Source organism: Thermopolyspora sp. NPDC052614, from assembly GCF_040678635.1.
Taxonomy (GTDB): domain Bacteria; phylum Actinomycetota; class Actinomycetes; order Streptosporangiales; family Streptosporangiaceae; genus Thermopolyspora.
Map to the genome: position 1 here is coordinate 1 of NZ_JBFATZ010000017.1, position 26,236 is coordinate 26,236.

Genomic DNA, 26,236 nt, shown 5'->3' on the forward strand with positions numbered 1-26,236 from the left:
ACCGACGAGGGCGGACGCGGCCTCCAGCTCATCGCCGCCATCGCCCAACGCTGGGGCACCCGCTACACCCCCGACGGCAAATGCATCTGGACCGAACAGCCTTTCCCCTCGGAGCCGACCGAGTTGGCCGGGTTCGCCGGACTCACCCTGGACGATCTGGCCGAGCTGGACGAGGCGGCCGGGGCGGCCGGGGCGTGACATGAACGGCGGAAGGGGGCCGGTGTGGGTGGGCACCGGCCCCCTTCCCGCTTCTCGCCGCTCAGGCGTTGAGCGCCTTGCTGTCGGCCCGCTGGATCTCGACCTTCCGCGGCCTCGCCTTCTCCAAGACGGGGATGCGGACGGTGAGCACGCCGTTGGCGTAACCGGCGTCGATGTGCTCGCTGTCAAGGTGCTCGGGCAGGTAGACGCGCCGGGTGAAGTTCCCCATGACGCGCTCGCGGACGAACGCCCGGTCGTCCTCGGCGTAGTCCTCCTCACGGTGGGCGCTGACGCTGAGGACGCCGCGGTCCACGGTCACCTCGATCGAGTCGGGGTCGATGCCGGGCAGGTCGAAGTACAGGATCACGTCATCCTTGCGCCGGATGCCGTCCATCGGCATCACGCCGCCGTTGCCCAGGGCGTACCCGAAGGCCTGCCGGGTCAGCCGGTCGAACTGGCGCTCGAACTCCTGGACGAACGGGTCGATGGTCGTCAGCAACATCTCCGATCCTCCTCGGACGTTCCACTCACTCTACCTAGAGGAAACATCTAAGTTCAGTTGTATGTTACCTCCATGAACGAGGCTGGGCAAGCCGTGACACGGCCAGGCTGACCTGCCTGTGCAACGCGGCACATGCGCCAAGACCGGCGGACCCGAAATAGCCGACTTGACCACAAACCAGGCGAGTGCCTAACGGCGTCGCCTGGCGTTGCATCTGGTCGACCGGCACAGCCCGTCGGTGGCGGCGCGGGTGGCCTGGATGATGGTGGTAACGCGCGGCGCAACGGCGACGGGCAACGGCCCTCGCCTCGGGGGGCCGCCGGCGGCCTCGCCGACGTACGCGGGGTGCGGAAGCGGGCACGAGGCCGCGTCGGCGACGGGCTCAGGTCAGGGGGACCCGCCACTCCAAGCGGGTGCCGCCGTCCGGGCGGTCGGCGATCTCGAAGGTGCCGCCGAGGGACTTGGCGCGCTCGCGCATGTTGCCCAGGCCGCTGCTGCGGGTGGTCGCGCCCACGCCGCGCCCGTTGTCGAGCACCTCAAGGACCACCTCGTCGCCGGTGCTCAGCGTCACCGCGGCGGCCGTGGCCTGGGCGTGCTTGGCGATGTTGGACAGCGCCTCGCGGACGACCGCCAGCAGGTGGACGCCGATCTCCTCCGACACGGTGCTGTCGATCGGCCCGTCGAAGCTCACGTTCGGCGCGTAGCCGAGGTTCTCGGCCGCGTCCGCGGTGAGTTTGAGGATCTGCGCCCGCAGGCTGACCGTCTCCTGCGGGGCGGTGTGCAGATCGAAGATCGCGGTACGCAGCTCGCGGATCGTGGCGTCGAGTTCGCCCACGACGTCGTGCAGCCGTGCGGTCACCCTGGGGTTCTTGGCCATGCCCGCAGTCGCCTGCAGCGCGAGGCCGGCGGCGAACACCCGCTGGATCACCATGTCGTGCAGGTCGCGGGCGATGCGCTCGCGGTCGGCCATCACCTCGCGGTCGGCGCGGGCGGCGGCCAGCTCCGCCTCCATGCGCAGGCGCTCGGTGATGTCGCGGGCCACGGCGGAGAAGCCGGTGAGCGCGCCGTCGACGTCGCGCATCGCCGAGACGGTCACGGCCACATCGACCAGGGAGCCGTCCGCGCGGACGAGGCGGCCGTCGTAGTGGCCCGCCCGGTCGCCGTCGCGGACCAGTTCCAGCGCCCCGCCGAACATGCCGTGCGACTCCTCGGGGACCAGCACGTCCACGGGCCGCCCGACGACGTCCCGCTCGCGGTGGCCGAACAGACGCTCGGCGGCCGGGTTCCAGGTCTGGATCACGCCGTGCGGGCTGAGGGCGAAGATCGCGTCGTCGGAGGACTGCACGATCGCGGCCAGCCTGGCCTCCGCCTGCCGGGCCTCCTCCAGCTCGGCGTGGAGCGCGATCAGGCCGCGGTTGGTCTCCTCCAGCTCGGCGTTGAGCGCGGCGATCGTCCGCCGGTCGGCATCGAGCTCGGACTCCCGCCGGGCGAGCGCTTCGAGCACCTCGGCGAGTTCGGGATGGTCTGCGCGCTTCACGTCACCGCTCCCTGTCAATCCCGCCCGCCTTATCCTGTGCCCGCGTGTCCTGGACGACAAGCACGGTCGCGTCATCCGTGCCACGACCATGGTCTCGCTCCAGCGTGGCCGCGACAACCGTCGGGTGGCGGCGCAGCAGGTTCGGGTAGGCGAGCGGGTCCCAGCGGCTGGTGATTCCGTCCGAGGCGAGCACGAGGGCGGCTCCCGGTACCCAGCGGTGCGTGGTGGGGTGGGCGGAGGGCAGGTACGCCTGGGTGCCGAGGGTGCCGCCGCGGCCCAGCAGACGCTCGCTCACGCCGCCGACGATCACCCGGCCGGTGATGTTGCCGACGCCCGCGAAGGTCAGCTCGTCTCGTCCCTGCTCGATGAGGCAGACGCCGAGCACGCCGCCGCGGGTGCCGCGCATGGCCTCGTTGGCTCGCCGTACGAACGCCTCGATGTCGGTCAGATACCCGCGGCCGAACTCGGTCACGGCCGCGCGGGCCGCCTCCGCCGCCGCCGGGCCGTGGCCGAGGCCGTCGACGACGAGGGCGCCCAGCCGGGGGCCGGGCGACACGGCCCAGGCGTCGCCGGATTCGCCGGTTCCGCCGCGCGGGACGTTCACCCCGCCCCACCGCCAGGACGCGTCCGCCGGGGGTACGGCGGAGCCCACCCGGGCGAGGACCACGCTGCCATGGGGGGAGGCGTAGCAGTCGAAGACCGAGGACAGCCTGCGCACCCCGGCCAGGCCGACGCCGAGCCCTCCACCGCCGCCGGACCGGGGCAGGGGCGCGTCGCCGCCGCGTGCGATCGCCCAGGGCGGCACGCCGCCCGGCCGCATGCCGGGCCCGTGGTCGACGGCGACCAGTTCGATGCCCCCGTCGGCCTCACGGCACAGCACGTAGCCGCCGCCGGTGGTGTGCCGCAGGAGGTTCGTGGCCAGCTCGGTGGCCGCCAGCTCCGGCTCGCCGAGCCGCAGCCCGGGCACTCGACCGGCCATCGAGGCGACCGCCCGGCGCAACGCGCCGACATCCTCCTCCGCCCGCACATCGTGACGGCGATGAACCGCCTCGACCATCAACTCCCCCACTCGACGCCACCCGCCGCCGCGCCGCCGATCCTCATCGCGATCCGGCTCCCCCGCTCGCCCCCGACGGCGGCGGACCGCCTCACGGGCGGCGTGCCCGCTCGGCTACCGCAACCGCCACATCGACACGCAGGATCAAAACCCGCATCCCACCACCCACGGCCCCCGACGACGGACCTGCCCACGCTCAACGCGCCCACTTGACGACCGTCACCGTTGTGCCGGATCCGGCGGCGGAGGTGATCGTCATTTCGTCGCAGAGGCGTTTTGCGCCGGGGAGGCCGAGGCCGAGGCTGCGGTTGGTGCTGAAGCCGTCGGTGAGGGCCTGGTCGATGTCGGGGATGCCGGGGCCGTCGTCGCTGAAGGTGGCCTTCACGCCTCGCCTGCCTCGGTTCCGCACCTCCTCGATGCGGACCGTGCCACGTGAGCCGGTGGCGTAGGTGAGGATGTTGCGGGCGAGTTCGCTGCCCGCGGTGATGATCTTCGTTTGGTCGACGAGGCCGAGGCCGACGCGTTGGGCCACTGTGCGCAGCACCTGGCGTACGAGGATCATGTCGGACTCGGCGGAGACGGTGAGGACCACCGCCTCGGCGTCAGTAAGCTCGGCCGCCATCGTCACGCAGCCGGCCCAGCAGCGCCATGCCCTGCTCGGCATTGAGCGCGGTGTGCAGATGGCCCATCGGGACGCCCAGCTCCACCAGCGTGATCGCGACCGCCGGCTGAATGCCGACGATCACCGCGTACGAGCCGAGCAGTTGGATCATCCCGACGACTCGGGTGAGCACCCGGGCGATGAACGAGTCGACGATCATCAGACCGCTGACGTCGATGAGCGTGCCGGTGGCCCCGGTGCGGGCCACCTCCTTGGCGAGCTGGTCCTCGATGCGTAAGACGGTGGCGTCGTCGAGCTCGCCCTGCAGGCTGATCAGGAGCGTGTCCCCGATCCTCATGATCGGGTAGATCTCGTTCATGGCCGCCGCTGCCCCATGAGGGTGTCGGCGGCGGCCTGGGCGGCCCCGGCCCGGTCCGCCACGATCCGCAGCGCGAGCTGGAGCGCGTCGCGCAGCGTGTTGCGGCTGCGTAGCCGGCCGAGGTCGATGCCCAGGTGGACCATGGCCTGGGCGGTCTCCGGACGGACGCCGCTGAGGATGCTCGCCGCGCCCATCAGGGTGGCCGCCTGCACGGTCTTGAGCAGGTGCTGGGCGACCTGGGTGTCGATCGTGGGCACGCCGCTGATGTCCAGGATGATGACCTCGGCCTGGTTTTCGGCGATCTTTTCCAGCAGGCCCTCGGTCAGCCGGGCGGCACGCAGCGAGTCGAGGGTGCCGATGATCGGCAACGCCAGCACCTTGTCCCACACCTGGATGACCGGGGTGGACAGCTCCATGATCTCGTCGCGCTGGCGTTGCAGGCGGAGCTCCTGCTCGCGGCGCTCGGTGACGTCGCGGATCGCGGCCGACACCAGGGTGCCGCGGTCGCTCTCCAGCGGGCCCAGGCTGATCTCCACCGGGAACTCGGTGCCGTCGCGGCGCCTGCCGTACAGCTCGAGCCCGATGCCCATGGGGCGGGTCTGCGGGGAGATGATGTAGCCGTCGCGGTAGGCGTTGTGTCGGGGGCGGAAGCGCTCGGGGACGAGGATCTCGACCGACTCGCCGATCAGCTCGTCGCGGTCGTAGCCGAACATCACCTCGGTCTGCCGGTTCACGAGCAGGATCCGGCCGTCGGACTCGACGATCACCACGGCGTCGGGGGCCGTCTCCAGCAGGCCGCGGAACATCGCCTCGGCGGCGTGGCTCTCGGTGACGTCCCTGATCGCGACGCCGAAACCGGTCGGCTCGCCGGAGTCGTCGCTGATTTGGGCGAGCACCGTGTTCGCCCGGAAGCGGCGGCCGTCCTTGCGGACCCGCCAGCCCTCGATCTCGGCGCGGCCGGTCTCCGCCGCCTTCGCCAGGTCGCTGGCCGGCAGCCCGGCCGCCTGGTCCTCCTCGGCGTAGAAGATCGATAGCGGGCGTCCCACGATCTCGTCGGCCGGGTAGCCGAGCAGGGTCTCGGCGCCGCGGCTCCAGTCGACGACCTCGCCGTCCGCGTTCAGTTTGACGAACGCGTAGTCGGCGATCGCGTCAAGCATCGCCTCCAGTTCCCGGAGGCGAGTCTCCGGGTCCCGCTCACCGACGGGCGATGCCGCCATGCCCAGGCCTCCTGTTCCGCCCAGCGCCCTGACTCGTCATTCTCCGGACGGGCCGTCAGGCCCTTTTGGGGAAATGTTTAACTTCCGCTGGGTGTGTCAGATCGTACCCAAGCGCCACTCTCGTCACCATCCGCCTTCTGAGCGTGAGGGACCCGCTCCGCCGGGGCGCTCAGGTTTCGCCGGGGTTCTTGGTCGGGGCCGGGTTCTTGGGCGCGCTCGGCTCCGCGCGGCCGGGCCGTCGTGCGGCTCCTCGGGCCGCGTTGTTCCGGCGTCGGCCGTCGCCGTCGGGCTCGTGCGCCGGTTCGGGGTCCTGGCCGCGCCGCCGTTTCCGCGCCTGCCCAGGTCTTGGTTCGGGGCTCGGTTCGGGGCTCGGTTCAGGGCTCGGTTCGAGGCCTTGATCGGGGCTCTGTTTGGGCCTCCGTTCGGGCCGAGGTCCAGGCCGCCGCCCGGGTTCGGGTTCCGGGTCGGCCAGGGCGGGCTCGTGCCGCGTGGGGTCGGCGCAGTAGTCGCGTACGGCGTCGGCGAACCTGGCCGCGTGGTAGCCGTCGATGTAGCGATGGTCGAAGGTCGCGGTGAGGGTGAGCATCGGGCGTACGACCACCTCACCGGCGACGGCCACCGGCCGCTGGTGCACCGCGCCGACGAGCACCAGCACCGGGACGCGATAGTACGGCGCGAGCGGCGAGTAGGCACGCTGTACGCCCCACATGCCGACGGAGGTCACCATCGCGCCGCCGAACGCCTGCCGCGGCATGCCGAAGCGGCCGAGATCCAGGTTGAGGTCCGAGGTCAGCCAGGACGCGAACCTGAGCGCGAGCCGCAGCGGCACCGACGGCAGCCGGGTCAGCAGCGCCTTCCCCCTGGCCAGGTCGCTGTCGTCGCCCGCGTGGATCGCCGTGCGGCGGGCCTGGAGTTCCTCGGCGACCTGCGCGGCGGTCTTGCGGTCCACGTCCGTCACCTTCACCCCGGACAGTTCCCTGCCGCCGTCGACGTTGACGATGAAGAAGACGTCCACGCTCTCCCGTTCGCGGAACCGGCCGCCGGGCACCGCCCGCACCCGTATTTCGGGCACGACGGTCATCGCATGGGCGACAGCCCGGCCGACGAGGTGGGTCACCGTCAGCCGGATGCCCGTCGCCTCCCGGGTCCGCTCGACGTAGGACAGCAGCGCGGCCGCGTCGATGTCCATCTCGCCGTAGAACTGCGGATCGCTCGGGGCCGACCAGGCCGCGGCGGCCAGCTTGCGCCAGCTCGACAACTGCTTGGGCATGGGCGCACCCCACCCTCTCCTTCGACGGTATTCCGCCGTGTGAGACCCCTCGCAGGGCCTTCCGCCCGTGCCCGACCCGCCGAAATGCCTGTACCCCGAGGGCAATGCCTGTACCCCGAGGGCACGGCCGTACGCGGCCCCGCCCGTCCGTCTCGCGATCCCGCGCACCGGCGTGCGCCCACGCCGACGCCTCGCCGTACGCCCGGCCCGGCAGTGCTGCCGCTGGGCCGGGCGCGGCCTTCCGGCGTCGGCGCCGCTGGGCGAGGGGCCGGCCGTCAGCCGAAGGCGCGGCGGAGGGCCGGGATGCGGCGGAGCACCAGGAGGTCGAGGAGGAGGAAGGCGAGCATGGTGATGCCGGCGAGGGGGAAGAGCAGGCCGAGCACCGCCATGATGGCGATCACGCCGAGCGTGGTGCGGCGGTCGGTCGGGCGGGCGGGGGCGCCGACGCGGCCGGTGGGGCGGCGCTTCCACCACATCCAGGCGCCGGTGATGACGAGGGCGATCAGGGACAGGCAGGCGGCGAGCATGACGATCAGGTTGACGACGCCGTAGCGGCGGCCCTCGTGCAGCGCGATGCCCTGCTCGACCGCCTTGGCCATCAGGCCGTACTCCTCCCAGCCGAAGGAGACGAGCGCCCGGCCGCTGTACTGGTCGATGTGCACGGTACGGCCCGCGGCGGGATCGACGCGCGACTCCTTGACGACGGTGTAGACGCCCTTGGGACCGTCGGGCAGCATGATCTTGATGGTGCAGTCGGGCGGGGCGCACGGGCCGACGGCGGCGCGCCCGGCGGCCACGGCCTGCTCCACGGGCAGCGCGCCCGGCTGGAGACCGCCGGAGGCGGCATGGTGGCCGGCGTGACCGCCGTCGTTCGACTCGGGCACCGGCAGGCGCTCGGCGGCCCACGGGACCTTGGCGTCCGGGTTGTCGGACAGCTCGCCGGACAGCTTCGCGGGGACGGTGGACTCGCGGGCGAAGGCGGCGGAGTCGGGCGAGGTGGAGCCGGTGGCGGTCTGGACCTTCTGCAGGTTGTCGCCCCAGACGCCGGACCAGGGCAGGCCCGTCATGATCAGGAAGACGACGATGGCGCCGGAGAAGACGCCGGTGAGCGCGTGCACGCGGCGCAGCCGGGACCTCGCCACGCGGCCGGTGCGGGCGGTGCCGGATCGAGGGGCGGGGCGGGGCGTGCGTTTGCGGGCGGGGCCGCGCCACCACAGGTAGACGCCGGTCGCGGTGAGGATGAGGGCCCAGCAGGCGGCGGTCTCCACGATGCGGTCGCCCACCGTTCCGGCGAGCAGTTCACCGTGGATGGTGCGGACGACGCGCATGAACGTCGCCGAGTCGTCGATCTCGCCGATCACCTTGGCGGTGCCCGGGTTCACGTACACCGAGATGCCCTCCGCGTACGGGCCGGACTCGGCGCCCTCCAGGATCACCCGGGTGGTGCGGTCGGGCGCCGACGGCGGGATCACCGATTTGACCAGAACGCCCGGCCGGGTGGCCTGTGCGGCGGCGATCTGCTCGGAGAGGGGACGGGGGGAGGTCACGGGGGCGGACAGGGTCTGTACGTCGCTGTAGCGCCACGCCTCGAAAGGGTCCTTGAACAGGTAGATCGAGCCGGTGATGGCGAGGATGAGCACGATGGGGGCCACCAGCAGTCCGGCGTAGAAGTGCCAGCGCCAGACGGCCCGGTAGCGCTGGGAACCGGTGTCGCGTGCGGGCGGTGCCTGGGTGGACGGCTCGGTGGATGGGCTGTCCGTGGTTTCGGTGGTGGTCGTCATGGAAGGGCTCCGTTTCCGGCTGAGGCACGCGTCGGTGGACGCATGTGTTGTGCGGGGGCCGTCACGCCGGTGATCCGCGGGCTTGATGCCGCGCGGTGCTTGCCCGGTTTTAGGCGTGCTGAGGGTTTCGTCCTCGGGCACCGCTCGCCGGTGACGCGGGGCGTGCCCGGTTCGCCGACCGGCTCGTACGGCAAAGCGGCCGGGGCGGTCCGTCTGCCGTCGGCGGCGGTCAGCGTGCCAAAGCCGACGATCCTGGCCAGGCGCTATCGCCCGGTTCGACGCCGCTATGGGCGCGATGTCATTGCAAACAGCCGACGATCGCGACAGCGAAGGCGGCCCGTGCGACATGGCCTGTCCCGGCGGCGGAGGTCAACCCGCTGATCAAGGCGTGACGGGATCGGCCGCGCGCCGAGGCGGGCGCGGCCCATGGGCGAGCGCGGGACCGACCCCGCACCGGAGAGCCGATGTCACGAGGTCGGGCGCTCGATCAGGAAACGGGATGCCCGAGGGGCGGGCCGCGACGCCAGACGGTGGCGGCCAGCAGGCGCACCGTGGCCGTATCCGGCCGTCCGTAGACGGGGAGCCGGACGAATTCGGGTACGGCCACGGGAGACGGCGACGGCGAGAGCCGGGCCCACAGCCCGGACGCCGAGACGGCGAGCAGGTGCAGCATCGTGGCGAGGGCGCGTTCCTCACGCTCCAGCCACCACGCCGACACAATGGCGGTCATCGCGTGCAGCGCCAGCATCACGACATCCTGCCAGAGCCCGCCGCCGTGTTGATGCCCGGATAGTTCCACAGCGCCGGACATGCCGGACATATCGTGCGACAGGGCCGCAGCCGGTTCGATGGCCGCCAGGCTGAAGACCCGATGCATGCCGTACTGCGCGGCGAAACAGGCGATCAGCAACGCGCCGAAGCCCCGCTGCCGCCCGGCGAGCGCGAACGCCCCCACGGCGGTCAACGCGACCGTCGCGGCGAGCACGCCGGGCCGTACGGTGGAACCGCCGCCGGCGAGCATGTGCACGGCCAGCGACACGGCCACGCACACCACCGCGAACAGCCCGGCCCGCAGCAGCCGGAACAAGGACTGCCCGACCTGCGGCGTCCCCGGAAAGGCGTTCGCGGACGTATGCGGCCCCCAGCGGGCCCGCGAAGAGCCCGCCGAGCGCCCGGAGGAGTCCTTCACCCCGGCCCGCACCGCCCGGTATGCCGGCCGATCCCCCCGCGCGACGCCCGTGCCGGACCGCTCCGGCGGCGTCGGCCGCCGGAGCACCGGCCGACGACGCTCCGCGTCACGCCCAGGAGACGTGTCTGCGGAAGTTGCCGGGTCGGGACCGTCCACAAACGGTGATACGGCACCCGCGCGGCGAAGGTTCATCCCGACTCAAGAAAGATCCGAGGAAATCGCCGCGAGAAGACGCCAGGTCACCCGACGCGCGTACGGGCCACCTCGGCGGCCACCGCGCGGAAGACGGTCAGCGCCTCGGCCTTGTCCACCCGGCCGCGCGGGGACGTGATGATCGACTTGGCGATGACCACACCGTGTTCGGGGGACACGTAGACGTGCCGGCCGCCGACGCCGGCCGTCATGAAGTCCTTCTCGCCGCAACCGCCCAGCGACCGGTGCAGGTCCCCGTGTCATCGCGCCGCCCAGGTACGCCCCGCCGTACGGGAGACGCGGCACGTCCAAGACGACGGGCGAGGTCGCGCCGGAAGCCGGGCCGTGGGGAGAGCCCCCGCGGTCTCCCCGTTATCAGATGGTAATAGGAGAGTCATTGCTTTGTTGCCGTAATCCGACATTTGGGTGGCGGAGTCCGCTACGCACCGTCGGCGGCGGCCCGGGGGCTCAGATGGCGGGGATGAGGCCGAAGGAGACCGCGCCGATGATCAGGATGCCCACGATGACGCGGTAGACCACGAACGGCGTGAAGCGGTGGGTGCTGATGTACTTCAGGAACCAGGCGATCGCCGCATAGCCGACGCCGAAGGCGATGACGGTGGCGAGGATGGTGGGGCCCCAGGCGGGGCTCTGGTCGCCGCCGATCTCCCGCAGTTCGAACAGGCCGGACATCAGCACGGCGGGGATCGCCAGCAGGAACGAGTAGCGGGCGGCCTCCTCGCGCCGGTAGCCGAGGAGCAGGCCGCCGCTGATCGTGCCGCCGGAGCGGGAGACTCCGGGGATCAGCGCGAGGGACTGGGCCAGGCCGTACCCCAGCGCGTGCGGCAGGCCGAGGTCCCGGCTCAGGGTGAGCTCGTTGCGGGCCACGCGGTCGGCCACGGCCAGGAGCAGGCCGAACACGATCAGGCTGGTGCCGACCAGGCGCAGGTCGCGCAGCGAGGTCTCGATCGTGTCCTTGAACGTCACGCCGAGCACGCCGATCGGGATGCTGCCCGCGATCACGTACCAGCCCATGCGGGCGGCCGGGTCGGTGCGCAGCTTCGGCGTCCACAGCGAGCGCATCCAGGTGGAGATGATGTTGATGATGTCCTTGCGGAAGTAGATCAGCACCGCGGACTCGGTGCCGAGCTGCGTCACGGCGGTGAAGGCCGCGCCGGGGTCGTCCCAGCCGAGGAAGGCCGACACCACGCGGATGTGCGCGCTGGACGAGATCGGCAGGAACTCCGTGAGCCCCTGCACCAGCCCCAGCACCAATCCCTCGAACCAGCCGATCACGCCTCGACACCTTCCGGAAACGGGACCGCGAGAACCTCGTCGGGGGGACGTGAGCGGCTCGCGGCCATGCGTGTGCTTGCGGACAGAGCGCACCGCGTCACGGCGGTCTTCACCGCACGCCCGCCCCGGCGCGACACCCGGGCGAGGCTCTTCCGCTCAGGTGAGGTTAGCGGAGATCGGCCGTACGCGCGCACCGGCTGCCGCACTACATGATCACGCCGACATGGCGGGGAGGTGGCGCATGGGAATCCGGCGCCCTGCGGCGGCCCACCCCCTGCCCGTCGCCTGAGCCGTCCGCCCCCTCGGGACCGGGAACGCGACGATCGCCGCGCCTCGGGCGCGCCTTCATCCGCCCGAGGCGCGGACCGGGATCATCGCGACTGGAGCGCGTCCAGCGCGATGGCCATCGCGATGACGAGGCGGCGGTCGAGGCGCGGATCGTTGATGGTCACCGTGTAACGATCGCGAATGCTCCACTTGCGTTCCACGGAGAAGGCCAAATGCGCGCCCACCCCGAAGTCGAAGTGGTAGGGCAGCCACGACAGCTCGTCGATGAACCGGCGCACCAGGCTCACCGCGAAGTTGCGCTCACGCCCGGTGATGGTGGGCAGACCGGGCTGCTGCAGGTGCCAGGTGGAGCGCAGCAGGGACGCGCGGAAATCCTTCTTGAAATAGCCGATCGGCTGCCCGGCGTCGTCCACCACGTCGTAGCCGCTGCCCAGGTCGATCACCTTGCGCGCCTTGAAGCCGGCGAGCACCTGCCCGCGCGACTCGTCGGTGTAGAGGGTGACCTGCTCCTTGAACGCCAGCCGCTTCTGTTCGACGAAGGCGACCATCGGCCCCTCCGAGCCGTCGGCCTCCTCGACGTGTACGACGTAGCGGTTCACCATCAGGGTGATCTTCTGGCGGACGAGCAGGCGCTGCTGCGCTTGAAGCGCGGCCAATTCCATCGGTTACTCCATCTGGGGCAGGGGCTACCAACATATGACTCCCCCAAGCGGGCGAAATCCCACGTCCGCACGTTGTTTCCGGGGTGATATCGGGGTACGCCGAGCGTGCGTTCCGGGGGCGTTAGGGGGGCGTTAGGGGGGCGTCTCGGGGGCGCGTCAGGGCTCGGATGAGGGGCGGTTCCGGATCATCACGGGCGCGCTCGCGCCGCCGTGAAATGAGCCTCGACACGGGACGCTCGCGTTGGTGCCGTATCTTTGGTCAAAGGGGACCTCGCTTGACATCCGTCACTGGCGTCCCTGTGAACCCCCTGAATTCCGGGACGCGGAACCCGACCGTGAGTGAGCATGTTCTGCATGGAAGAACGGCCCCTGCTACTGCTGGACGTCGACGGCGTCCTCAATCCCCTGGGCAGGCACGAGCACGGCTTCCGGCGATACGACGTCACCGTGGAGGACGTGGTCTACACCGTCTTCCTCAACCGGCGGCACGGTGCCGCGCTGCTCGCGCTCGCCGAGGAGACGGGGGCGGAGCTGGCGTGGGCGACGACCTGGGAACATCTGGCCAACCAGTGGATCGGCCCCCGCGTCGGGCTGCCCCGCCTGCCCGTGGTCGAACTCGGCGGCGACGTGTTCGCGAGCCGCGGCGTGATGTTCAAGACCCCGCACGTGGCCGCCTTCGTCAAGAACCGGCCCTTCGTGTGGTTCGACGACGCGGTGGGGCCGCTCGACGTGTCGTACCTGCGGGAACATCCGGATGTCGGCGATTTCCTGCTCGTCGGGGTCGATCGGGACCGCGGGCTCACCGACGAGCACCTCGACCAGGCCCGCACGTGGCTGTCCCGGCTCGCCGCCGAGGGCGGGGACCCAATGCTGGAACGCTGAGCAATTCCCGTTCGTTGCACCTAATGCATAGCCCAAAACGGGGAGAAAGGGGCGCAAGATGCATAGGTCGCGCGAGTACAAGATCCTGGGCGGCGTGTGCGGGGGTATCGCGGAGAGCCTCGGATGGTCACCGACCGTGGTGCGGATTCTGTTCGTCGTCACCATGATCGTGATTCCGGGCTCGCAACTGATCATTTACCCGATCCTGTGGCTTATCCTGCCGAAGCGCCCGCTTCCTCAGTACCCCCAGCACTCGCCGTACGGATACAAGAGCTAGCGAAACAAGAGCCGGAGAACATTCGCCGCGGAACCCGTACAAAGACGTGGAACGTTCGCGCGGTACGGAGTTCGCTTATCCCTGGCAGGCGAATCAACGGGGAGCACGACGATGCGTGAGGGAGACGGTTTCCGCCGTACCACAAAGGTGACCACGGGGGACGCGGCGCAGGAGATCGCCGCCGCGGGCCTGCTCGGCGCGTTGGTCGCGGAGGAGATGCCCGCGGCGGGCGGCGAGTTCCTGAAGGTGGACTGGAGCGTGTGCGCCCCCGTACGGCCCGGCGACGAGATCACCGCGGAGGCCCGGGTGCTGGCGGCCCGCGAGGGCAAGCCGATCAGCCGTATCGCCGCCACCGTCACCAACCAGAACGGCGAGGTGGTCCTGCAGGGCACCGCCCTGATCTACCGCCGCGCCGCGTGAGGAACCACGGCACCGGCCGCGCCCGTGGGGGCGGACGCCGCCGGTCCCGCCGGACCCCCGGTTCGCGCGGTCGCACGCTCGTTTAGTCTTCTGATACGGAGACCGGCCCCGGTTGGGCCGAGTCCGGAAGGAGCGGTACCGTGCGCGAACGCCGTCTGAACCTGATCCAGGATGACGACCTCGTCGAGTACGAGCAGGCCATGCAGCGCATGACGGAGCTCGTCAAGGCCCGTCAGCAGGACGAAATCCCCGACACGCTCTGGCTGCTCAGCCACCATCCCGTCTACACCGTCGGCGCCCGCACCCGGCCCGAGCACCTGCCCTCCCCCGCCTTCGGCATCCCGGTGGTGCGCACCGGGCGGGGCGGCCAGCTCACCTACCACGGCCCCGGGCAGCTCGTCGGCTACCTGATCATCAAGCTGGATCCGGGCGAGGGCGTGGTCGACTACATCCGCGAGGTCGAGCTGCGCATGGTCGCCGCGCTGGAGAAGCTGGGCGTCGCCGCCGAGCGCCGCGAGACCCCCGAGGGCTCGGAGCTGCTCACCGGGGTGTGGACCCGCGACACCGGGCGCAAGATCGTCTCGATCGGCATGCGGGCCGGCCGGGGCGTCACCAGCCACGGCTTCGCCCTCAACGTGGACGGCGACCTGACACCGTGGACGTACGCGGTGCCGTGCGGCATGCCCGACGTCGACATGACCTCGATCGCCCGCGAGCTCGGCGACGCGGCCCCGGACATGAAGGCCGTCCGCGAGGCGGTGGCCGACGCGTTCGAGGCCGCGTCGTAGGGCGCTCGTGGATACGAGGCCGAGGCCGAGCGGGCCCGGGGAGGCGTGCGTCCCCGGACCCGTTCGAAGGTGATGCCTCAGACCAGGGACTTCGGGTCGAGGCCGTCCGGCTCGTCGATGGTACGGCGGGGCCCGGTGAACCAGTGCCGCGCCGACGCCACCCACCAAAGGATGACCCCGAGCATCACCGCGCCCACCACGATCGGCGCGTAGTTGACCGCCGTCCAGGTGAAGTCCGAGCTGAACGGCACGGCCGCGGGCACCAGCGGCATGATGAAGTACACGCAGACCACGGCGATCTCGATGACCGCGATCCAGCACAGCGCCTTGTACTTCGAGCCGAGCGTCCACGGCCCCGGCTCGAACCGGTCGCCCATCCGCAGCCGCAGCCAGATCGGAATGAGGAACGCCAGGTAGAGGCCGATGACCGCGACCGACACGACCGCGTAGAACGCCAGCGGCGCCCCGCCGGGCGCCGCCCACAGCGCCGGCAGGGTGATGATCAGCGCCCAGGTGCAGCCGAACACGATCGCGTTGACCGGGGTCCGGTTCCGGTCCACCTTCGACCAGAGCCGCCAGCCGGGGATGGCGCCGTCACGGGAGAACGCGTACGTCATCCGGGACATCGACGTCACGCAGCTCATGCCGCAGAAGAACTGCCCGATCGTGGAGATGCCGAAGATCACGGTCGCCATCGTCGGGGACAGCGCGGTGTCGAAGATCGCCCCGACGAAACCCCCCGCCTTGTTGATCGCCTCCACGTCCGTGGCCGCGAACAGGAAGGCGAGCAGCAGGATCCAGCCGCCGATCGCCGAGTAGAAGATCGACTGCCAGAGGCCGCGGGCCGCGCTCCTCGCCGCGCCCTGGGTCTCCTCCGACACGTGCGCGCACGCATCGAAGCCGGTGATCGTGTACTGGGTGAGCAGGAAGCCCAGCGGCAGCACGTAGAACCAGTACGCCGAGTCGGAGAACCCGGAGTTGTTGATCCGCTCGGTGAACACGAAGGAGAAGGACTGGTGCTGCTCCGGCCCGAAGATCAGAATCAGCACGACCACCGCCGCGCCGAAGACGTGCCACCACACCGAGACATTCTGCAGGATCGAGATCAGCCGGTGGCTGTAGATGTTGATCAGCCCGTGCAGGATGAGGATGATCGCGAACAGGATGAACGTGTTGAGCAGCGAGATCTCGAAGCCCGGCACGAACCGGTTGATCGTGATGTTCATGAAGGTGGCGCAGCCGTAGTCCACCGACGCCGTCACGCCGATGAGGCCGATCAGGTTGAGCCAGCCGGTGAACCATCCGTGGACGGGCCTGCCCAGCTTCGCCGCCCACCAGTAGATGCCGCCCGCCGTCGGATACGCCGACACCAGCTCGGACATGCAGAAGCCGATGATCAGAATGAAGATCGAGATGAGCGGCCAGCCCCACGAGATCGCGATCGGGCCGCCGTTGTTCCAGGCCTGGCCGAAGGTGGTGAAGCAGCCCGCCAGGATCGAGATGATGGAGAACGAGATCGCGAAGTTGGAGAACCCGCTCCAGGTGCGGGCGAGTTCTTGCCGGTAGCCGAGTTGGGCGAGTCGTCGGGCGTCCTCGTCGGTGGAATCTGGCGTGGGAGCGGGCTTGGCCATCATCAAGCCTCCTTGCGTGTGGCCGGGGGGTGGTGCGTCCGGACGGCGTCGATGAGCCGCCCGAAGTCCGGATCGTTCAGATCTCGTACGGCCTGGCCGAATTTATCGGCGGCCTCCGCCTCGTAGTCGAAGTCCACCGGCTCGCCGGCCTGCGCCCCCGCGGCGGCCCCAGCGGCCCTATCGGCGCCATCCAGGCCCGTGGCCGCTTCGGGCCGTACACCCGTCGGCGCGGGCATGCGTCGCACCAGCCCGTGGTAGATGGCGAACCACAACGTCCACGTGATGTTGGACGCGATGAGGTAGAGCCGTACGCGGGCGATGAACTCGGCGGGGTCCACCTGCCCCACCACCGGCGCCGGGTCGTCCAGGTAGGCGCGGACCAGCCGGGCGACCTGGTCGGGGTCGTAGTCCGCCTCGGCCGCGATGTCACCCAGCTCGAACCCCGGGTCGTTGTTCCCCGAGAGCTGGTAGTCGACGATCCGCACCCGCCCGTCGGCGAGCAGGAAGTTCTCGGCGAGCAGGTCGTTGTGGCAGGGCACCGTCGGCCCCGGCCGCTCCGCGAGCGCGGCCTCGATCTCCGCGACGACCGGCAGGCAGTCGGTGTACCCGGCGGGAATCGCCAGGTCGTGGCGGCGGCACAGCGCCAGCAACTCGTCGAGCTTGCGGAAGATCGAGAAGTCGTTGACGAAGCGCGGGCCACGGTGAAGCGTCCGGCAGGCCTCGGCGATGGCGGGCGTGAGGGCCGGATCGCGGACCGCCGCGGCGTCGAGCGTGCGCCCGTCGATGTACTCCAGCAGCAGCGCGCCCGGCATCTCGCACAGCACCCGCGCCCCGACCCCCGCCTCGGCCGCCCGTACCGTGTTGGCGATCTCCTGCTCCAAAGGGATGCCGAGCCCGGCCTCCGCGATCCGCGGGTCGAGGACGCGCAGCACCCACTGCTCCCCCTTGACCGAGTCGATCCGCGCGATGTAGTGGCTGAGCCCGCCTTTGAGCACGGTGTGCCCGACCTCGCACCCGGCCCACGTCGTGACCATCCCCAGTGCGTCGGTGAGCGCATCTGGCATGCCCGACTCCCTTTTGGTCTACCTTCAGACCATTGATCCGATTTTTGGGCTTTAGTGTTACATCGAGATGGCGATAGCGATACGTCCCCGCGACATGCGATCCCAATGTCGATCCCCACGGCCGGCCTCGACGGCCGGTCCCAGTGCCCCAATGGTCCCCCGATAGCCCCCGATGGCCCCCGGTCGATCGTCGTAGCCGGGCGATGCCGTCGGCGTCAGGCCAGGTGGTCGGCGGCCTCCTCGCGGAGCAATCCGTAGATCACCTCGTCGCGCCAGGTGCCGTTGTGGAAGACGGCGCCGCGCAACACGCCCTCGCGCTTGAACCCGATGCGTTCCAGCACCTTCTGCTCGGCGACGTTCGCCGCGTCGGTCATCGCCTCCAGCCGGTGCGCCGTGGTGAACCGGAACAGATGATCGACCAGCCAGCGCTGCGCCGCCGTACCCAGGCCCTTTCCGCGATATTCCGGCAGCAGCGCCAGCCCGATCTCGTAGCACACCCCCGGCGGGCCGCCCCGGTTGCGCTCCTGCCAGGTGGCGATGCCGGCCACGGTGCCGTCGGACAGCACCACGGCCAGCGCGCTCGACTCCGGGCTGATGTAGCCGTCGCGCTCCCACCGTTTGCGCCGGGCGCGTACGTCCATGAATCCGGGCCATTCGAACGCCCCGAGCGCCTCCGGATCGGTGGACAGCCGATCCAGAAAGGGGAGATCGAATTCCTGGAATGCCCGGAACACCAGCCTGTCATCCACAGGTAACCTCCAGGTCGCCCTCAGGTTTGAGATCGTTGCGATTGAGATTGTGGCGATGTTATGGGCGAACGTGTGGCGATCTAGCCTCTTCGCTGGCTTTGGCCGGACCGATTGTGAACGATCTTCGCCATCCGGCCGCCGCGATCACGCGTTTGCCCAGCGTGGCGGCACAGCCGTACGGGCGAACCGACGGGCGGATCCGGTCACATGAGCCAGCCGCCGAAGACTCCGGCCGCGGACGCACGGGTACGCGCCGACGCGCGGGTATGCAACGACGCGGAGGAGCGCGAGGCCCTTCCCGTGGTCCGAACACGACCGAGGAGATGATCATGGCGTACTACCGCCTGCTCGGTGACGTCCCGCCGAAGCGCCACACCCGGCACCACCGCCCCGACGGGGGCCTCTACTACGAGGAGCTGATGGGCGAGGAGGGCTTCAGCTCCGACTCCTCGTTGCTCTACCACCGGCACCCGCCGTCCGCGATCGTGGACGCGACCGCATGGCAGCCGCCGAACGCCGACACCGAGCCGAACCACCCGCTGCGGCCCCGGCACCTGCGGCTGCACGCCCTGTTCCCCGTCGAGGACGCCAAGCGGCACGACGTCGTGACCGGGCGGCGCATGGTGCTCGGCAACGCGGACGTCCGCATCTCGTACGTCGTCGCGGGCGAGCCGTCGCCGCTGTACCGCAACGCCCTCGGCGACGAGTGCGTCTACGTCGAGTCCGGCGAGGCGACCGTGGAGACCGTCTTCGGCGCCCTGTCCGTACGACAAGGCGACTACGTCATCCTCCCGCGCGCCACCACCCACCGCTGGCTGCCCGCGGGCGGCGAACCGGTGCGGGCGTACGTCATCGAGGCGAACAGCCACATCGGCCCCGCCCGGCGTTACCTCTCCCGGTACGGCCAGTTCCTCGAACACGCCCCGTACTGCGAGCGCGACCTGCACGGACCGGCCGAGCCGCTGCTCGCCGACGGCGCCGACGTCGAGGTCCTCGTCAAGCATCGGGGACGCGGCGGCACGATCACCGGCACCCGGTACGTCTACCCGCACCACCCCTTCGACGTGGTGGGCTGGGACGGCTGCCTGTATCCGTACACGTTCAACGTCGCCGACTTCGAGCCGATCACCGGCCGCGTCCACCAGCCGCCGCCGGTGCACCAGGTGTTCGAGGGCGACAACTTCGTGGTGTGCAACTTCGTGCCGCGCAAGGTCGACTACCACCCGCAGGCCATCCCCGTCCCCTACTACCACTCCAACGTGGACAGCGACGAGGTGATGTTCTACTGCGGCGGCGACTACGAGGCCCGCAAGGGCTCGGGCATCGGGCTGGGGTCGATCTCGCTGCACCCGGGCGGCTACGCGCACGGCCCTCTGCCGACCGCGTACGAGCGCAGCGCCGGCATCGAGTTCTTCGACGAGCTGGCGGTCATGGTGGACACCTTCCGCCCGCTCGAACTCGGCGAGGCCGCCGGGGCGTGCGAGGACCCCGGCTACGCGTGGACGTGGGCCGGTCGGGGGCCGAGCGGGGCGACGGGCGACTGAGGAGCCCGCGCCCGGCGCACGCGCACGCGCTTACGCGCTCACGGTGGCGGGCGGCAGCTCGTCGCGGGTGGGCAGGCCCTGCCAGTGGCTGGGGCTGGAGACCGTGTACGCGGCGAGCGCGGCCCCCCGGCGCAGCCGGGCGGCGGGATGGAGTCCTTCGAGCAGGGCGCTGAGATAGCCGGCGACGAAGGACGCCCCCGCGCCCCCGGGATCCACGACCGTGACGGGGGCCGCCGAGGCGTCGTACCGCATGCCGGCGACCGTCGCGCTCGCCCCCTTGCCTCCCCTGGTCACCACGAGCTCTCGGATCGTTCCAATCGCGTCCTGAATGAGCTGCAGCTCGTCGGCGTTGACGAACAGCACGTCGGCGGAGTGCGCCAGCTCGGTCAGCGCCTCCCTCGCCTCGCGGGGGTCGGGCCACAGCGCCGGACGGTGCGCGACGTCCACGGACACCGTCACCCCGGCGTCCGCGGCGATCTTGATGGCGTGGTGCACGGCGCTCCACGCGGTGCCGCTCAGCGCCGCCGTGATGCCGGTGACGTGCAGGACCCGGGCGGCCCTGATCGGGTCGGCGGGCACGTCGCCGGTGGAAAGCCGCGATCCGGCCGAGCCGTACCGGTAGTGGATGACGTGCCGCGAGCGGCCGATGCGGCGCTGCCGCAGGATCATCCCGCTGTCCGCGTCGCTCTCCACGCGGACGTGGGAGACGTCCACGCCCTCGCCGCGCAGCACGGTCAGCACGCGTGCGCCGATCTCGTCGTCGCCGACCCGCCCCAGCCAGGTCGTCGCATGCCCGAGCCTGGTGAGCCCGATCGCCGTGGTGAGTTCGGGGCCCGCGATGTCCAGGCGGGCGGTCAGGTCGTGACGGAGCCGGTCGGCGGAGACGACGCCGAGTGCCTCTCCGAGGGTGAAGACCTCTGTCATGACGCTCTTCCGTAGCCCACCGGAGGCCGTCGCCTCCGCTCGGAAAGCATGACAGATCAGCTACATCGCCTACAAACAAGGGGCATCGGATCACCGACCGTTAATCGGGCCCGGGATGGTCCGCATCCACCCCAGGCCCGCACGGTCGGTCACGTCAAGCGGCGAAGGCGTCCACGGCGGCCTGGCAGAACGCCTTCAGATCGTCGGGCCGGCGGCTGGTGACCAGCGTGGCGGGGGTGGCGTCGCAGACGACGACCTCCTCGTCCTGCCAGGTCGCGCCCGCGTTGCGCAGGTCGGTCCGCAGGCTGGGCCAGGACGTCAGGGTACGGCCGCGCACCACGTCGGCCTCGATCAGCGTCCACGGCGCGTGGCAGATCGCGGCGACCGGCTTGCCGGCCTGGAAGAAGTCCTGCACGAACCGCACGGCCTCGGGCCGCGTCCGCAGGTAGTCCGGGTTGGCCACGCCGCCCGGCAGCACGAGCCCGGCGAAGTCCCGGGCGGCCACCTGGCCGACGACGCCGTCGACCGGGAAGCGGTCCCCCTTGTCCAGGTGGTTGAACGCCTGGATCTCGCCGGGGCGGGTGGAGATCAGCCGGGGTGTGCCTCCGGCGTTCCGCACCGCCTGCCACGGCTCGGTCAGCTCGACCTCCTCGACGCCCTCCGGGGCGACGAGAAACGCTATCGTCTTGCCTTCAAGCATGATTCCCCCTTCTCAACTTCGTGCGCGCGGGCCCACCACCCGCGGAGCCACCGACGGGCCACGGCATTGGCGGTGCCGCGAGCGCCCCGAGGCGTGGGCCGTACCGACAGCCCCGCCTGCCCGGCCGGGGGCGATGTATGCGCCCGCCCGGCACGCCATCGTGACGGCGTACGGGCCCGCCGCGGAGAAGGGCGCGGCCGGAACGATGATCCAGCCCCGGCCGACGCAGTACCGGAGATCACGGATAGCGTTTCGTCCGTCGCCCGGCGTCCCCCGGAAATGGGTCCGCCGGGAATCCGCGCTGATGGGATCACCTTTTGGACACGATCGGCCGAGCCGCTCGCGCGATTACGGGTTGTGAAAAGAATGGGAATACGAGGACACTTCTCCTGCGGGGTGCGGGTCCTTCTCGTCCAGGTCCGGGGGAGGCACGAAGGGCGTTGACGAGCAGTTCTGGTCATGGCGGGCCGCCGATGAGCCTTGAGGGGGTCGATTACGCCCTCAACCTGCGGCGGACCGAGCGTGACAGGATCTCCAACGACCTGCTCGACCTGGAAGGACACTCCGGCCACCAGTTGCTCAAGGGCGCCGAGCTGAGCGGCGCGACGCAGCGGCGCTGGGAGGAGACGCGGACGCGGCTGGCGACGCTGTGGTGGCTGTTCGACGCCTACCGGAAGGTCGTCGAGGAGGCCGAGCGGCTGCGGGCCGAGCGCTCCCGGCCCGGCGCGGAGGCGCTGGCCGAGCTGAACCGGCTGCTCACCGGGGCGTCGGTCGAGCTGAAGCCCGAGGACGTGCCGGTGGAGCGGCGCTCGCTGGTCCGCGCCGTGGGCGAGCGGATCACCCTCGACGAGGTCGTCGCCCGCATGGACGCCGCCTACCAGGAGGTCGCGCGGGCGGTGGCGGCGGCCGACGACGCCTGGACGGCCCTGCTGCCGAAGGTGGAGGAGGCCGACGCGGCCCGGCGCGCGGCGGAGAACCTGCTCACCGCGCTCGGCGGCGCCGACCCCGAGCTGGAGCGCCTCGGCCGCGAGCTGGCGGACCTGCGGCAGCTCGTGCGCGGCGACCCGCTGTCGTTCGTCTCCGGCGACGCGGTCGATGTCAGCGCGCTTGAGCGGGTCGGCGCCGCGCTCGCCGCCCGCCGCGACCACCTGGAGCACGCGGTCCGGGTACGGGACGGGTTCGACGCGCGCGTCCGCGCCATGCGGGACCGGGTGGCGGCCGTGCGCGCCGCCGAGGACGAGGCCCGCGCGGCGCGGGACCGCGTCCTGGTGAAGATCGACTCCCCGGTGCTGCCGCACCTCCCCGACCAGGCGGCCGCGCTGGAAAACCGGCTGGCGGCCCTGCGCGCGACGCCCGCCGCCGGGGACTGGTCCGAGGTGGCGCGCAGGGTGGCCGACCTGGAGCGCGCCCTGGCCGACGCGCTGCGGCAGGCGCGGGAGGCGACTCAGGCGATCAACGCGCTGCTTGAGCGGCGCGACGAGCTGCGCGGACGGCTGGAGGCGTTCCGGGCCAAGGCGCTGCGCCAAGGCATCGCCGAGCACCCCGAACTGCTGCGGCTCTTCCGGCAGGCCCGCGACCTGCTGTGGACGGCGCCCTGCGACCTCCGCCAGGCGACCCGCGCGGTCTCCGGCTACCAGCGGGCACTACGAGCGATCGGAGCGGACTGATGGGCCAGTGCATGCAGCCCGGCTGCGCGGGCACGGTGCAGGACGGCTACTGCGACACCTGTGGCATGGCGCCTCCCGCCCAGCCCGTCCAGCCGAGCGGGCCGGCCCACTCCGCCCAGGGGTCCGGCCAGGGCGGCTCCTACGGCGGCGCGTACGCGCACCCCGCCGGGACGCACAACGCACCGACCATGCAATCCGCGCAACCGGCCGGCCATCCGTCGGGCCCTCCCGTGAGCGGCCCGGGTGGCGGGGCCGCGCCGTATCCGCCTCCGCCGCCGTCTCCGCCCTCCCCCGGCGGCTCGGTGCCGTCGACGCCGCCCGGATCCGCGCCCTTCCCTTCCGCGCCCTTCCCGTCCGCGCCGTTCACCGCCCCCGGCACCCGGCCGACCGGCTCGGGGCGCACCAGCACGAGCACCCGCTCGCGGCGGGGCATGCTCGGCGCCGGCCTGGTCGAGGTGCCGCCGGTGCCGTACCGGGATCCGGCGCAGGTGGTGATGCGGAACCCGCAGGTGCCCGAGGACAAGCGGTATTGCAACAACCCCCAGTGCGGCAAGCCCGTCGGGCGCTCCCGCGGCGACCGGCCCGGCCGCACCGAGGGCTTCTGTCCGCACTGCGGCACCCGGTTCTCGTTCACGCCCAAGCTGCGCGAGGGCGACCTGGTCGCCGGGCAGTACGAGGTGAAGGGCTGCCTGGCGCACGGCGGCCTCGGCTGGATCTACCTCGCCGCCGACCGCAACCTCGACGGCCGCTGGGTGGTGCTCAAGGGCCTGCTCGACACGTTGGACGCCGACGCGCTCGCCGCCGCCGAGGCCGAGCGCCGGTTCCTCATCGGCGTCGACCACCCGAACATCGTCAAGATCATCAACTTCGTGCAGCATCCCGACCCGAGCACCCACGCGATGGTCGGCTACATCGTGATGGAGTACGTCGGCGGCGAGTCCCTGCAGGACCTGCTGCGGCGGCGGCTGCGCGAGTCCGGCAACAGCGAGGCGCTGCCGCTGGGGCACGCCATCGCGTACGTGCTGGAGATCCTGCGCGCGTTCGCCTACCTGCACGACCGGGGCCTGCTGTTCTGCGACCTCAAGCCGGCCAACGTCATCCAGGTGGAGGAGCAGCTCAAGCTCATCGACCTCGGCGCGGTCCGGCGCGTGGACGACATGGACAGCCCGATCTACGGCACGATCGGCTACCAGGCCCCCGAGATCGGCCAGGACGCGCCGTCGGTCTCCTCCGACCTGCACACCGTCGGGCGCACGCTCGCCGTGCTGAGCTTCCCGTTCAGCCCGGCCACCCGGGACGGGGCCATGCCGCTGCCGCCGCCCGAGCAGGCGTATCCGCTCGCCCGGTACGAGTCCTATCACCGGTTCCTGCTGCGGGCCACGCATCCGAATCCGGAGCTGCGGTTCCAGGACGCCGGGGAGATGTCCGACCAGTTGCGCGGCGTGCTGCGGGAGGTGCGGGCCGACGAGGACGGCCGGCCGTACCCGGCGCTGTCGCAGTTGTTCGGGCCCGAGCGCACCGCGGCGGGGACCGAGCTCGCGCCCGAGGAGTCGGCGACGGTGTTCGCGCCGCTGGACCCGGCCGACCTGGTGGCGGCGCTGCCGGTGCCGCTGGTGGACCCGGCCGATCCGGCCGCCTCGTTCCTCGCCGGGCTCACCGCGCGCAACCCGCGTGAGCTGGTGGACGCGCTGCGGCAGGCCCCGGTGCGGTCGCCCGAGACCGATTTGGCGCTCGCCCGGGTGCTGATCGAGCAGGGCCAGGGGGCCGACGTCGACGAGCCGCTCGCCCGGGTGGCGCAGGAGCGGCCGTGGGACTGGCGGCCCTACTGGTACCACGGGGTGCGGGCGCTCGCCACCGGCGCCGACGCCGAGGCGGTGCGGATCTTCGACGAGCTGTACAGCCGGATGCCCGGCGAGGAGGCGACGAAGCTGGCGCTGGCGTTCGCCCGCGAGCGGTCCGGGGACGTGCGGGGCGCGGCCAGGCTGTACGAGACCGTGTGGCGCACCGACCACTCCTTCGTCAGCGCGGCGTTCGGGCTGGCCCGGACGCGGCTGGCGGAGGGGGATCCGGCGGGCGCGACGCGCATCCTCGACGAGGTGCCGCCGTCCTCCAGCCATCGCATCGCGGCGCAGATGGCCACGGTCGCCATCGCCGTACGAGGGCGGGAGGCGGCCCGCCTCGCCGCCGACGACCTGGTGGTGGCCGGGCAGCGGCTCGCCGACATCGGCCTGGACGCCGGGCGGCGCAACAAGATGGCGGCCGAGGTGCTGCGGACGGCGCTGAGCTGGCTGACGTCCGGCCCGTCCGGTTCATCCGGCCCGTCCGGGCGCGCGAACGGCGCGTCGCTGCTCGGGGTGCCGCTCACCGAACCCGGCGTACGGCGGGAGCTGGAACGCGTCTACCGGGCGATGGCGCGGGCCTCGCAGGTGGTGGAGGAGCGCCGCGAGCTCGTGGACCGGGCCAACGCGGTGCGGCCGAGGACGTGGGTCTGATGGCCGCGTTGTGCCCGGTGTGCTCGCAGCCCGGCCTGCCCGGGGAGAAGTACTGCGAGGAGTGCGGCACCCCGCTCGGCGCGGAGCTGTGCGCGGTGTGCGGCGCGGGCGCGGTCGATCCGGACGGCTACTGCGGGCGGTGCGGCGTGCGGCAGCCGAGCGGCCGCGACCACATCGAGATCGATCATGTCGCGGGTGCGACGCGGGTCGCCGGGGTGAGCGACCGCGGCCTGCGGCACAGCCGCAACGAGGACGCGATGGCCCTGACCCACGTCGGCGACGACTCCGCGCCGACGATCGTCGGCATCGTGTGCGACGGGGTGTCCACCTCGCCGCGCCCGGACGAGGCGTCGCAGACGGCGGCCGACATCGGGGCGGCGGTGCTCGCCAAGCAGTTGCGGGAGGGCATCGAACCTGTCGCGGCGACCGGGCGGGCCGTCCAGGCGGCGGCGCAGGCGGTGGCGGGCCTGGCGGCCTCCGAGTACGAGGCGCCGGCGTGCACGCTGGTGTCGGCGGTGGTGAGCGCCGAGCACGTCACCGTGGGCTGGGTCGGCGACAGCAGGGCGTACTGGCTCGCCGGGCCGGGCAGCGCGGCCCTCACCCGGGACGACGCCGGGCTCGGGCACGTGCTGACCGCGTGGCTGGGCGCGGACGCCGGCGAGGTCACCCCGCATGTGCAGAAGTTCGCCCCGGAGGGGCCGGGCGTGGTGCTCGTCTGCTCCGACGGGCTGTGGAACTACTACCCCGACGCGACGACGCTGGCCGACGCGGTCCCCGACGCCGCCACCGATCCCCTGGGGGCGGCCCGGACCCTGGTGACCATGGCCATCGAGTCCGGCGGGCGCGACAACATCACCGTTCTGGTGATCCCGTTTACAGGAAGGCGGCCATGAGCGGGCGAAGCCGGCGCGGCGTCCGGCTCACGGCGT

The 26,236-nt window shown here is 71.6% G+C and carries 26 protein-coding genes; 9 read left to right on the forward strand and 17 right to left on the reverse strand.

Going from position 1 to position 26,236, the window contains the following annotated elements; genetic code table 11:
- Positions 1-198 (forward strand): ATP-binding protein (locus tag AB0K60_RS28860; protein ID WP_364061867.1); only part of this gene is annotated, 198 nt, incomplete at its 5' end.
- Positions 199-259: 61 nt separating this feature from the next.
- On the opposite strand, the gene AB0K60_RS28865 is transcribed toward AB0K60_RS28860, so the two are convergent.
- The 12 genes from AB0K60_RS28865 to AB0K60_RS28920 form a co-directional block, all read right to left on the reverse strand.
- Positions 260-700 (reverse strand): Hsp20/alpha crystallin family protein, encoded by a 441-nt coding sequence (locus tag AB0K60_RS28865; RefSeq protein ID WP_364061870.1) that lies wholly within the window; start codon positions 698-700, stop codon positions 260-262.
- Between the two features lie 382 nt (positions 701-1,082).
- Positions 1,083-2,237, reverse strand: a complete 1,155-nt coding sequence (locus AB0K60_RS28870; protein WP_364061873.1) for a PAS domain S-box protein — start codon at positions 2,235-2,237, stop codon at positions 1,083-1,085.
- A 1-nt stretch (position 2,238) separates the two neighbouring features.
- Positions 2,239-3,294: a SpoIIE family protein phosphatase gene (locus AB0K60_RS28875; RefSeq protein ID WP_364061876.1), complete on the reverse strand. Its 1,056-nt coding sequence runs from the start codon at positions 3,292-3,294 to the stop codon at positions 2,239-2,241.
- 196 nt (positions 3,295-3,490) lie between these two features.
- On the reverse strand, positions 3,491-3,958 hold the full coding sequence (locus AB0K60_RS28880; RefSeq protein WP_364061879.1) for an anti-sigma regulatory factor: 468 nt from the start codon (positions 3,956-3,958) through the stop codon (positions 3,491-3,493).
- On the reverse strand, positions 3,897-4,274 hold the full coding sequence (locus AB0K60_RS28885) for an STAS domain-containing protein (protein WP_364061882.1): 378 nt from the start codon (positions 4,272-4,274) through the stop codon (positions 3,897-3,899). Before AB0K60_RS28885 ends, AB0K60_RS28880 begins: the two co-directional genes overlap by 62 nt.
- Positions 4,271-5,491 carry a PAS domain S-box protein gene (locus AB0K60_RS28890; protein WP_364061885.1) on the reverse strand — a complete coding sequence of 407 codons (1,221 nt, stop codon included), beginning with the start codon at positions 5,489-5,491 and terminating at the stop codon, positions 4,271-4,273. The genes AB0K60_RS28885 and AB0K60_RS28890 overlap by 4 nt, the downstream gene beginning before the upstream one ends.
- Before the next feature lie 169 nt (positions 5,492-5,660).
- Positions 5,661-6,761 carry a 2-oxo acid dehydrogenase subunit E2 gene (locus tag AB0K60_RS28895; RefSeq protein WP_364061888.1) on the reverse strand — a complete coding sequence of 367 codons (1,101 nt, stop codon included), beginning with the start codon at positions 6,759-6,761 and terminating at the stop codon, positions 5,661-5,663.
- A gap of 275 nt (positions 6,762-7,036) precedes the next feature.
- Positions 7,037-8,542: a PepSY domain-containing protein gene (locus AB0K60_RS28900; RefSeq protein WP_364061891.1), complete on the reverse strand. Its 1,506-nt coding sequence runs from the start codon at positions 8,540-8,542 to the stop codon at positions 7,037-7,039.
- 487 nt (positions 8,543-9,029) lie between these two features.
- Positions 9,030-9,818: a hypothetical protein gene (locus tag AB0K60_RS28905; protein WP_364061894.1), complete on the reverse strand. Its 789-nt coding sequence runs from the start codon at positions 9,816-9,818 to the stop codon at positions 9,030-9,032.
- 152 nt (positions 9,819-9,970) lie between these two features.
- A complete protein-coding gene (locus tag AB0K60_RS28910) occupies positions 9,971-10,135 on the reverse strand; it encodes a hypothetical protein (RefSeq protein WP_364061897.1) in 165 nt (54 codons plus the stop codon).
- A 256-nt stretch (positions 10,136-10,391) separates the two neighbouring features.
- Positions 10,392-11,216 (reverse strand): undecaprenyl-diphosphate phosphatase, encoded by an 825-nt coding sequence (locus tag AB0K60_RS28915; RefSeq protein ID WP_364062275.1) that lies wholly within the window; start codon positions 11,214-11,216, stop codon positions 10,392-10,394.
- A gap of 374 nt (positions 11,217-11,590) precedes the next feature.
- A complete protein-coding gene (locus tag AB0K60_RS28920) occupies positions 11,591-12,169 on the reverse strand; it encodes a hypothetical protein (RefSeq protein ID WP_364061900.1) in 579 nt (192 codons plus the stop codon).
- A 354-nt stretch (positions 12,170-12,523) separates the two neighbouring features.
- On the opposite strand from AB0K60_RS28920, the gene AB0K60_RS28925 reads away from it, so the two are divergent.
- The 4 genes from AB0K60_RS28925 (at position 12,524) to lipB (ending at position 14,536) form a co-directional block, all read left to right on the forward strand.
- Positions 12,524-13,051: an HAD domain-containing protein gene (locus AB0K60_RS28925; RefSeq protein WP_364061903.1), complete on the forward strand. Its 528-nt coding sequence runs from the start codon at positions 12,524-12,526 to the stop codon at positions 13,049-13,051.
- A 58-nt stretch (positions 13,052-13,109) separates the two neighbouring features.
- Positions 13,110-13,328 carry a PspC domain-containing protein gene (locus tag AB0K60_RS28930; RefSeq protein ID WP_364061906.1) on the forward strand — a complete coding sequence of 73 codons (219 nt, stop codon included), beginning with the start codon at positions 13,110-13,112 and terminating at the stop codon, positions 13,326-13,328.
- Between the two features lie 111 nt (positions 13,329-13,439).
- Positions 13,440-13,748: a hypothetical protein gene (locus tag AB0K60_RS28935; RefSeq protein ID WP_364061909.1), complete on the forward strand. Its 309-nt coding sequence runs from the start codon at positions 13,440-13,442 to the stop codon at positions 13,746-13,748.
- A 140-nt stretch (positions 13,749-13,888) separates the two neighbouring features.
- Positions 13,889-14,536 (forward strand): lipoyl(octanoyl) transferase LipB, encoded by a 648-nt coding sequence (lipB, locus tag AB0K60_RS28940; RefSeq protein WP_364061912.1) that lies wholly within the window; start codon positions 13,889-13,891, stop codon positions 14,534-14,536.
- A gap of 77 nt (positions 14,537-14,613) precedes the next feature.
- On the opposite strand, the gene AB0K60_RS28945 is transcribed toward lipB, so the two are convergent.
- From AB0K60_RS28945 to AB0K60_RS28955, 3 genes are all read right to left on the reverse strand, one after another.
- Positions 14,614-16,170, reverse strand: a complete 1,557-nt coding sequence (locus tag AB0K60_RS28945) for an amino acid permease (RefSeq protein WP_364061915.1) — start codon at positions 16,168-16,170, stop codon at positions 14,614-14,616.
- Positions 16,170-17,231: a phosphotransferase gene (locus AB0K60_RS28950; protein WP_364061918.1), complete on the reverse strand. Its 1,062-nt coding sequence runs from the start codon at positions 17,229-17,231 to the stop codon at positions 16,170-16,172. Before AB0K60_RS28950 ends, AB0K60_RS28945 begins: the two co-directional genes overlap by 1 nt.
- Positions 17,232-17,446: 215 nt before the next feature.
- Complete coding sequence (locus AB0K60_RS28955) at positions 17,447-17,980, reverse strand: GNAT family protein (protein ID WP_364061921.1); 534 nt, start codon at positions 17,978-17,980, stop codon at positions 17,447-17,449.
- A gap of 329 nt (positions 17,981-18,309) precedes the next feature.
- On the opposite strand from AB0K60_RS28955, the gene AB0K60_RS28960 reads away from it, so the two are divergent.
- The gene (locus AB0K60_RS28960; protein WP_364061924.1) at positions 18,310-19,524 is read left to right on the forward strand and encodes a homogentisate 1,2-dioxygenase; all 1,215 of its coding nucleotides are present in this window, start codon (positions 18,310-18,312) and stop codon (positions 19,522-19,524) included.
- Between the two features lie 30 nt (positions 19,525-19,554).
- Here the strand turns inward: AB0K60_RS28960 and AB0K60_RS28965 are convergent, their stop codons facing one another.
- Positions 19,555-20,448 (reverse strand): sugar kinase, encoded by an 894-nt coding sequence (locus tag AB0K60_RS28965; protein WP_364061927.1) that lies wholly within the window; start codon positions 20,446-20,448, stop codon positions 19,555-19,557.
- A gap of 154 nt (positions 20,449-20,602) precedes the next feature.
- On the reverse strand, positions 20,603-21,148 hold the full coding sequence (locus AB0K60_RS28970; protein ID WP_364061930.1) for a type 1 glutamine amidotransferase domain-containing protein: 546 nt from the start codon (positions 21,146-21,148) through the stop codon (positions 20,603-20,605).
- A gap of 473 nt (positions 21,149-21,621) precedes the next feature.
- Here AB0K60_RS28970 and AB0K60_RS28975 point away from each other — a divergent pair, with 473 nt between their 5' ends.
- Genes AB0K60_RS28975 through AB0K60_RS28985 form a run of 3 tightly spaced genes read left to right on the forward strand, consistent with a single transcriptional unit; the run spans position 21,622 to position 26,200 of the window.
- Complete coding sequence (locus AB0K60_RS28975; protein WP_364061933.1) at positions 21,622-22,815, forward strand: hypothetical protein; 1,194 nt, start codon at positions 21,622-21,624, stop codon at positions 22,813-22,815.
- Complete coding sequence (locus AB0K60_RS28980) at positions 22,815-25,307, forward strand: tetratricopeptide repeat protein (RefSeq protein WP_364061936.1); 2,493 nt, start codon at positions 22,815-22,817, stop codon at positions 25,305-25,307. The genes AB0K60_RS28975 and AB0K60_RS28980 overlap by 1 nt, the downstream gene beginning before the upstream one ends.
- Positions 25,307-26,200, forward strand: a complete 894-nt coding sequence (locus AB0K60_RS28985) for a protein phosphatase 2C domain-containing protein (protein WP_364061939.1) — start codon at positions 25,307-25,309, stop codon at positions 26,198-26,200. Before AB0K60_RS28980 ends, AB0K60_RS28985 begins: the two co-directional genes overlap by 1 nt.
- Positions 26,201-26,236 lie beyond the last annotated feature (36 nt).

Excerpts from the sequence above, each read along its gene's own strand:
- AB0K60_RS28865 (WP_364061870.1), bottom strand. The coding sequence starts at position 700 with ATGTTGCTGACGACCATCGACCCGTTCGTCCAGGAGTTCGAGCGCCAG.
- AB0K60_RS28875 (WP_364061876.1), bottom strand. The coding sequence starts at position 3,294 with ATGGTCGAGGCGGTTCATCGCCGTCACGATGTGCGGGCGGAGGAGGAT.
- AB0K60_RS28880 (WP_364061879.1), bottom strand. The coding sequence starts at position 3,958 with ATGCCGAGCAGGGCATGGCGCTGCTGGGCCGGCTGCGTGACGATGGCG.
- AB0K60_RS28885 (WP_364061882.1), bottom strand. The coding sequence starts at position 4,274 with ATGAACGAGATCTACCCGATCATGAGGATCGGGGACACGCTCCTGATC.
- AB0K60_RS28890 (WP_364061885.1), bottom strand. The coding sequence starts at position 5,491 with ATGGCGGCATCGCCCGTCGGTGAGCGGGACCCGGAGACTCGCCTCCGG.
- AB0K60_RS28895 (WP_364061888.1), bottom strand. The coding sequence starts at position 6,761 with ATGCCCAAGCAGTTGTCGAGCTGGCGCAAGCTGGCCGCCGCGGCCTGG.
- AB0K60_RS28900 (WP_364061891.1), bottom strand. The coding sequence starts at position 8,542 with ATGACGACCACCACCGAAACCACGGACAGCCCATCCACCGAGCCGTCC.
- AB0K60_RS28910 (WP_364061897.1), bottom strand. The coding sequence starts at position 10,135 with ATGACGGCCGGCGTCGGCGGCCGGCACGTCTACGTGTCCCCCGAACAC.
- AB0K60_RS28920 (WP_364061900.1), bottom strand. The coding sequence starts at position 12,169 with ATGGAATTGGCCGCGCTTCAAGCGCAGCAGCGCCTGCTCGTCCGCCAG.
- AB0K60_RS28925 (WP_364061903.1), top strand. The coding sequence starts at position 12,524 with ATGGAAGAACGGCCCCTGCTACTGCTGGACGTCGACGGCGTCCTCAAT.
- AB0K60_RS28930 (WP_364061906.1), top strand. The coding sequence starts at position 13,110 with ATGCATAGGTCGCGCGAGTACAAGATCCTGGGCGGCGTGTGCGGGGGT.
- AB0K60_RS28935 (WP_364061909.1), top strand. The coding sequence starts at position 13,440 with ATGCGTGAGGGAGACGGTTTCCGCCGTACCACAAAGGTGACCACGGGG.
- AB0K60_RS28945 (WP_364061915.1), bottom strand. The coding sequence starts at position 16,170 with ATGATGGCCAAGCCCGCTCCCACGCCAGATTCCACCGACGAGGACGCC.
- AB0K60_RS28950 (WP_364061918.1), bottom strand. The coding sequence starts at position 17,231 with ATGCCAGATGCGCTCACCGACGCACTGGGGATGGTCACGACGTGGGCC.
- AB0K60_RS28960 (WP_364061924.1), top strand. The coding sequence starts at position 18,310 with ATGGCGTACTACCGCCTGCTCGGTGACGTCCCGCCGAAGCGCCACACC.
- AB0K60_RS28965 (WP_364061927.1), bottom strand. The coding sequence starts at position 20,448 with ATGACAGAGGTCTTCACCCTCGGAGAGGCACTCGGCGTCGTCTCCGCC.
- AB0K60_RS28970 (WP_364061930.1), bottom strand. The coding sequence starts at position 21,148 with ATGCTTGAAGGCAAGACGATAGCGTTTCTCGTCGCCCCGGAGGGCGTC.
- AB0K60_RS28975 (WP_364061933.1), top strand. The coding sequence starts at position 21,622 with ATGAGCCTTGAGGGGGTCGATTACGCCCTCAACCTGCGGCGGACCGAG.
- AB0K60_RS28980 (WP_364061936.1), top strand. The coding sequence starts at position 22,815 with ATGGGCCAGTGCATGCAGCCCGGCTGCGCGGGCACGGTGCAGGACGGC.
- AB0K60_RS28985 (WP_364061939.1), top strand. The coding sequence starts at position 25,307 with ATGGCCGCGTTGTGCCCGGTGTGCTCGCAGCCCGGCCTGCCCGGGGAG.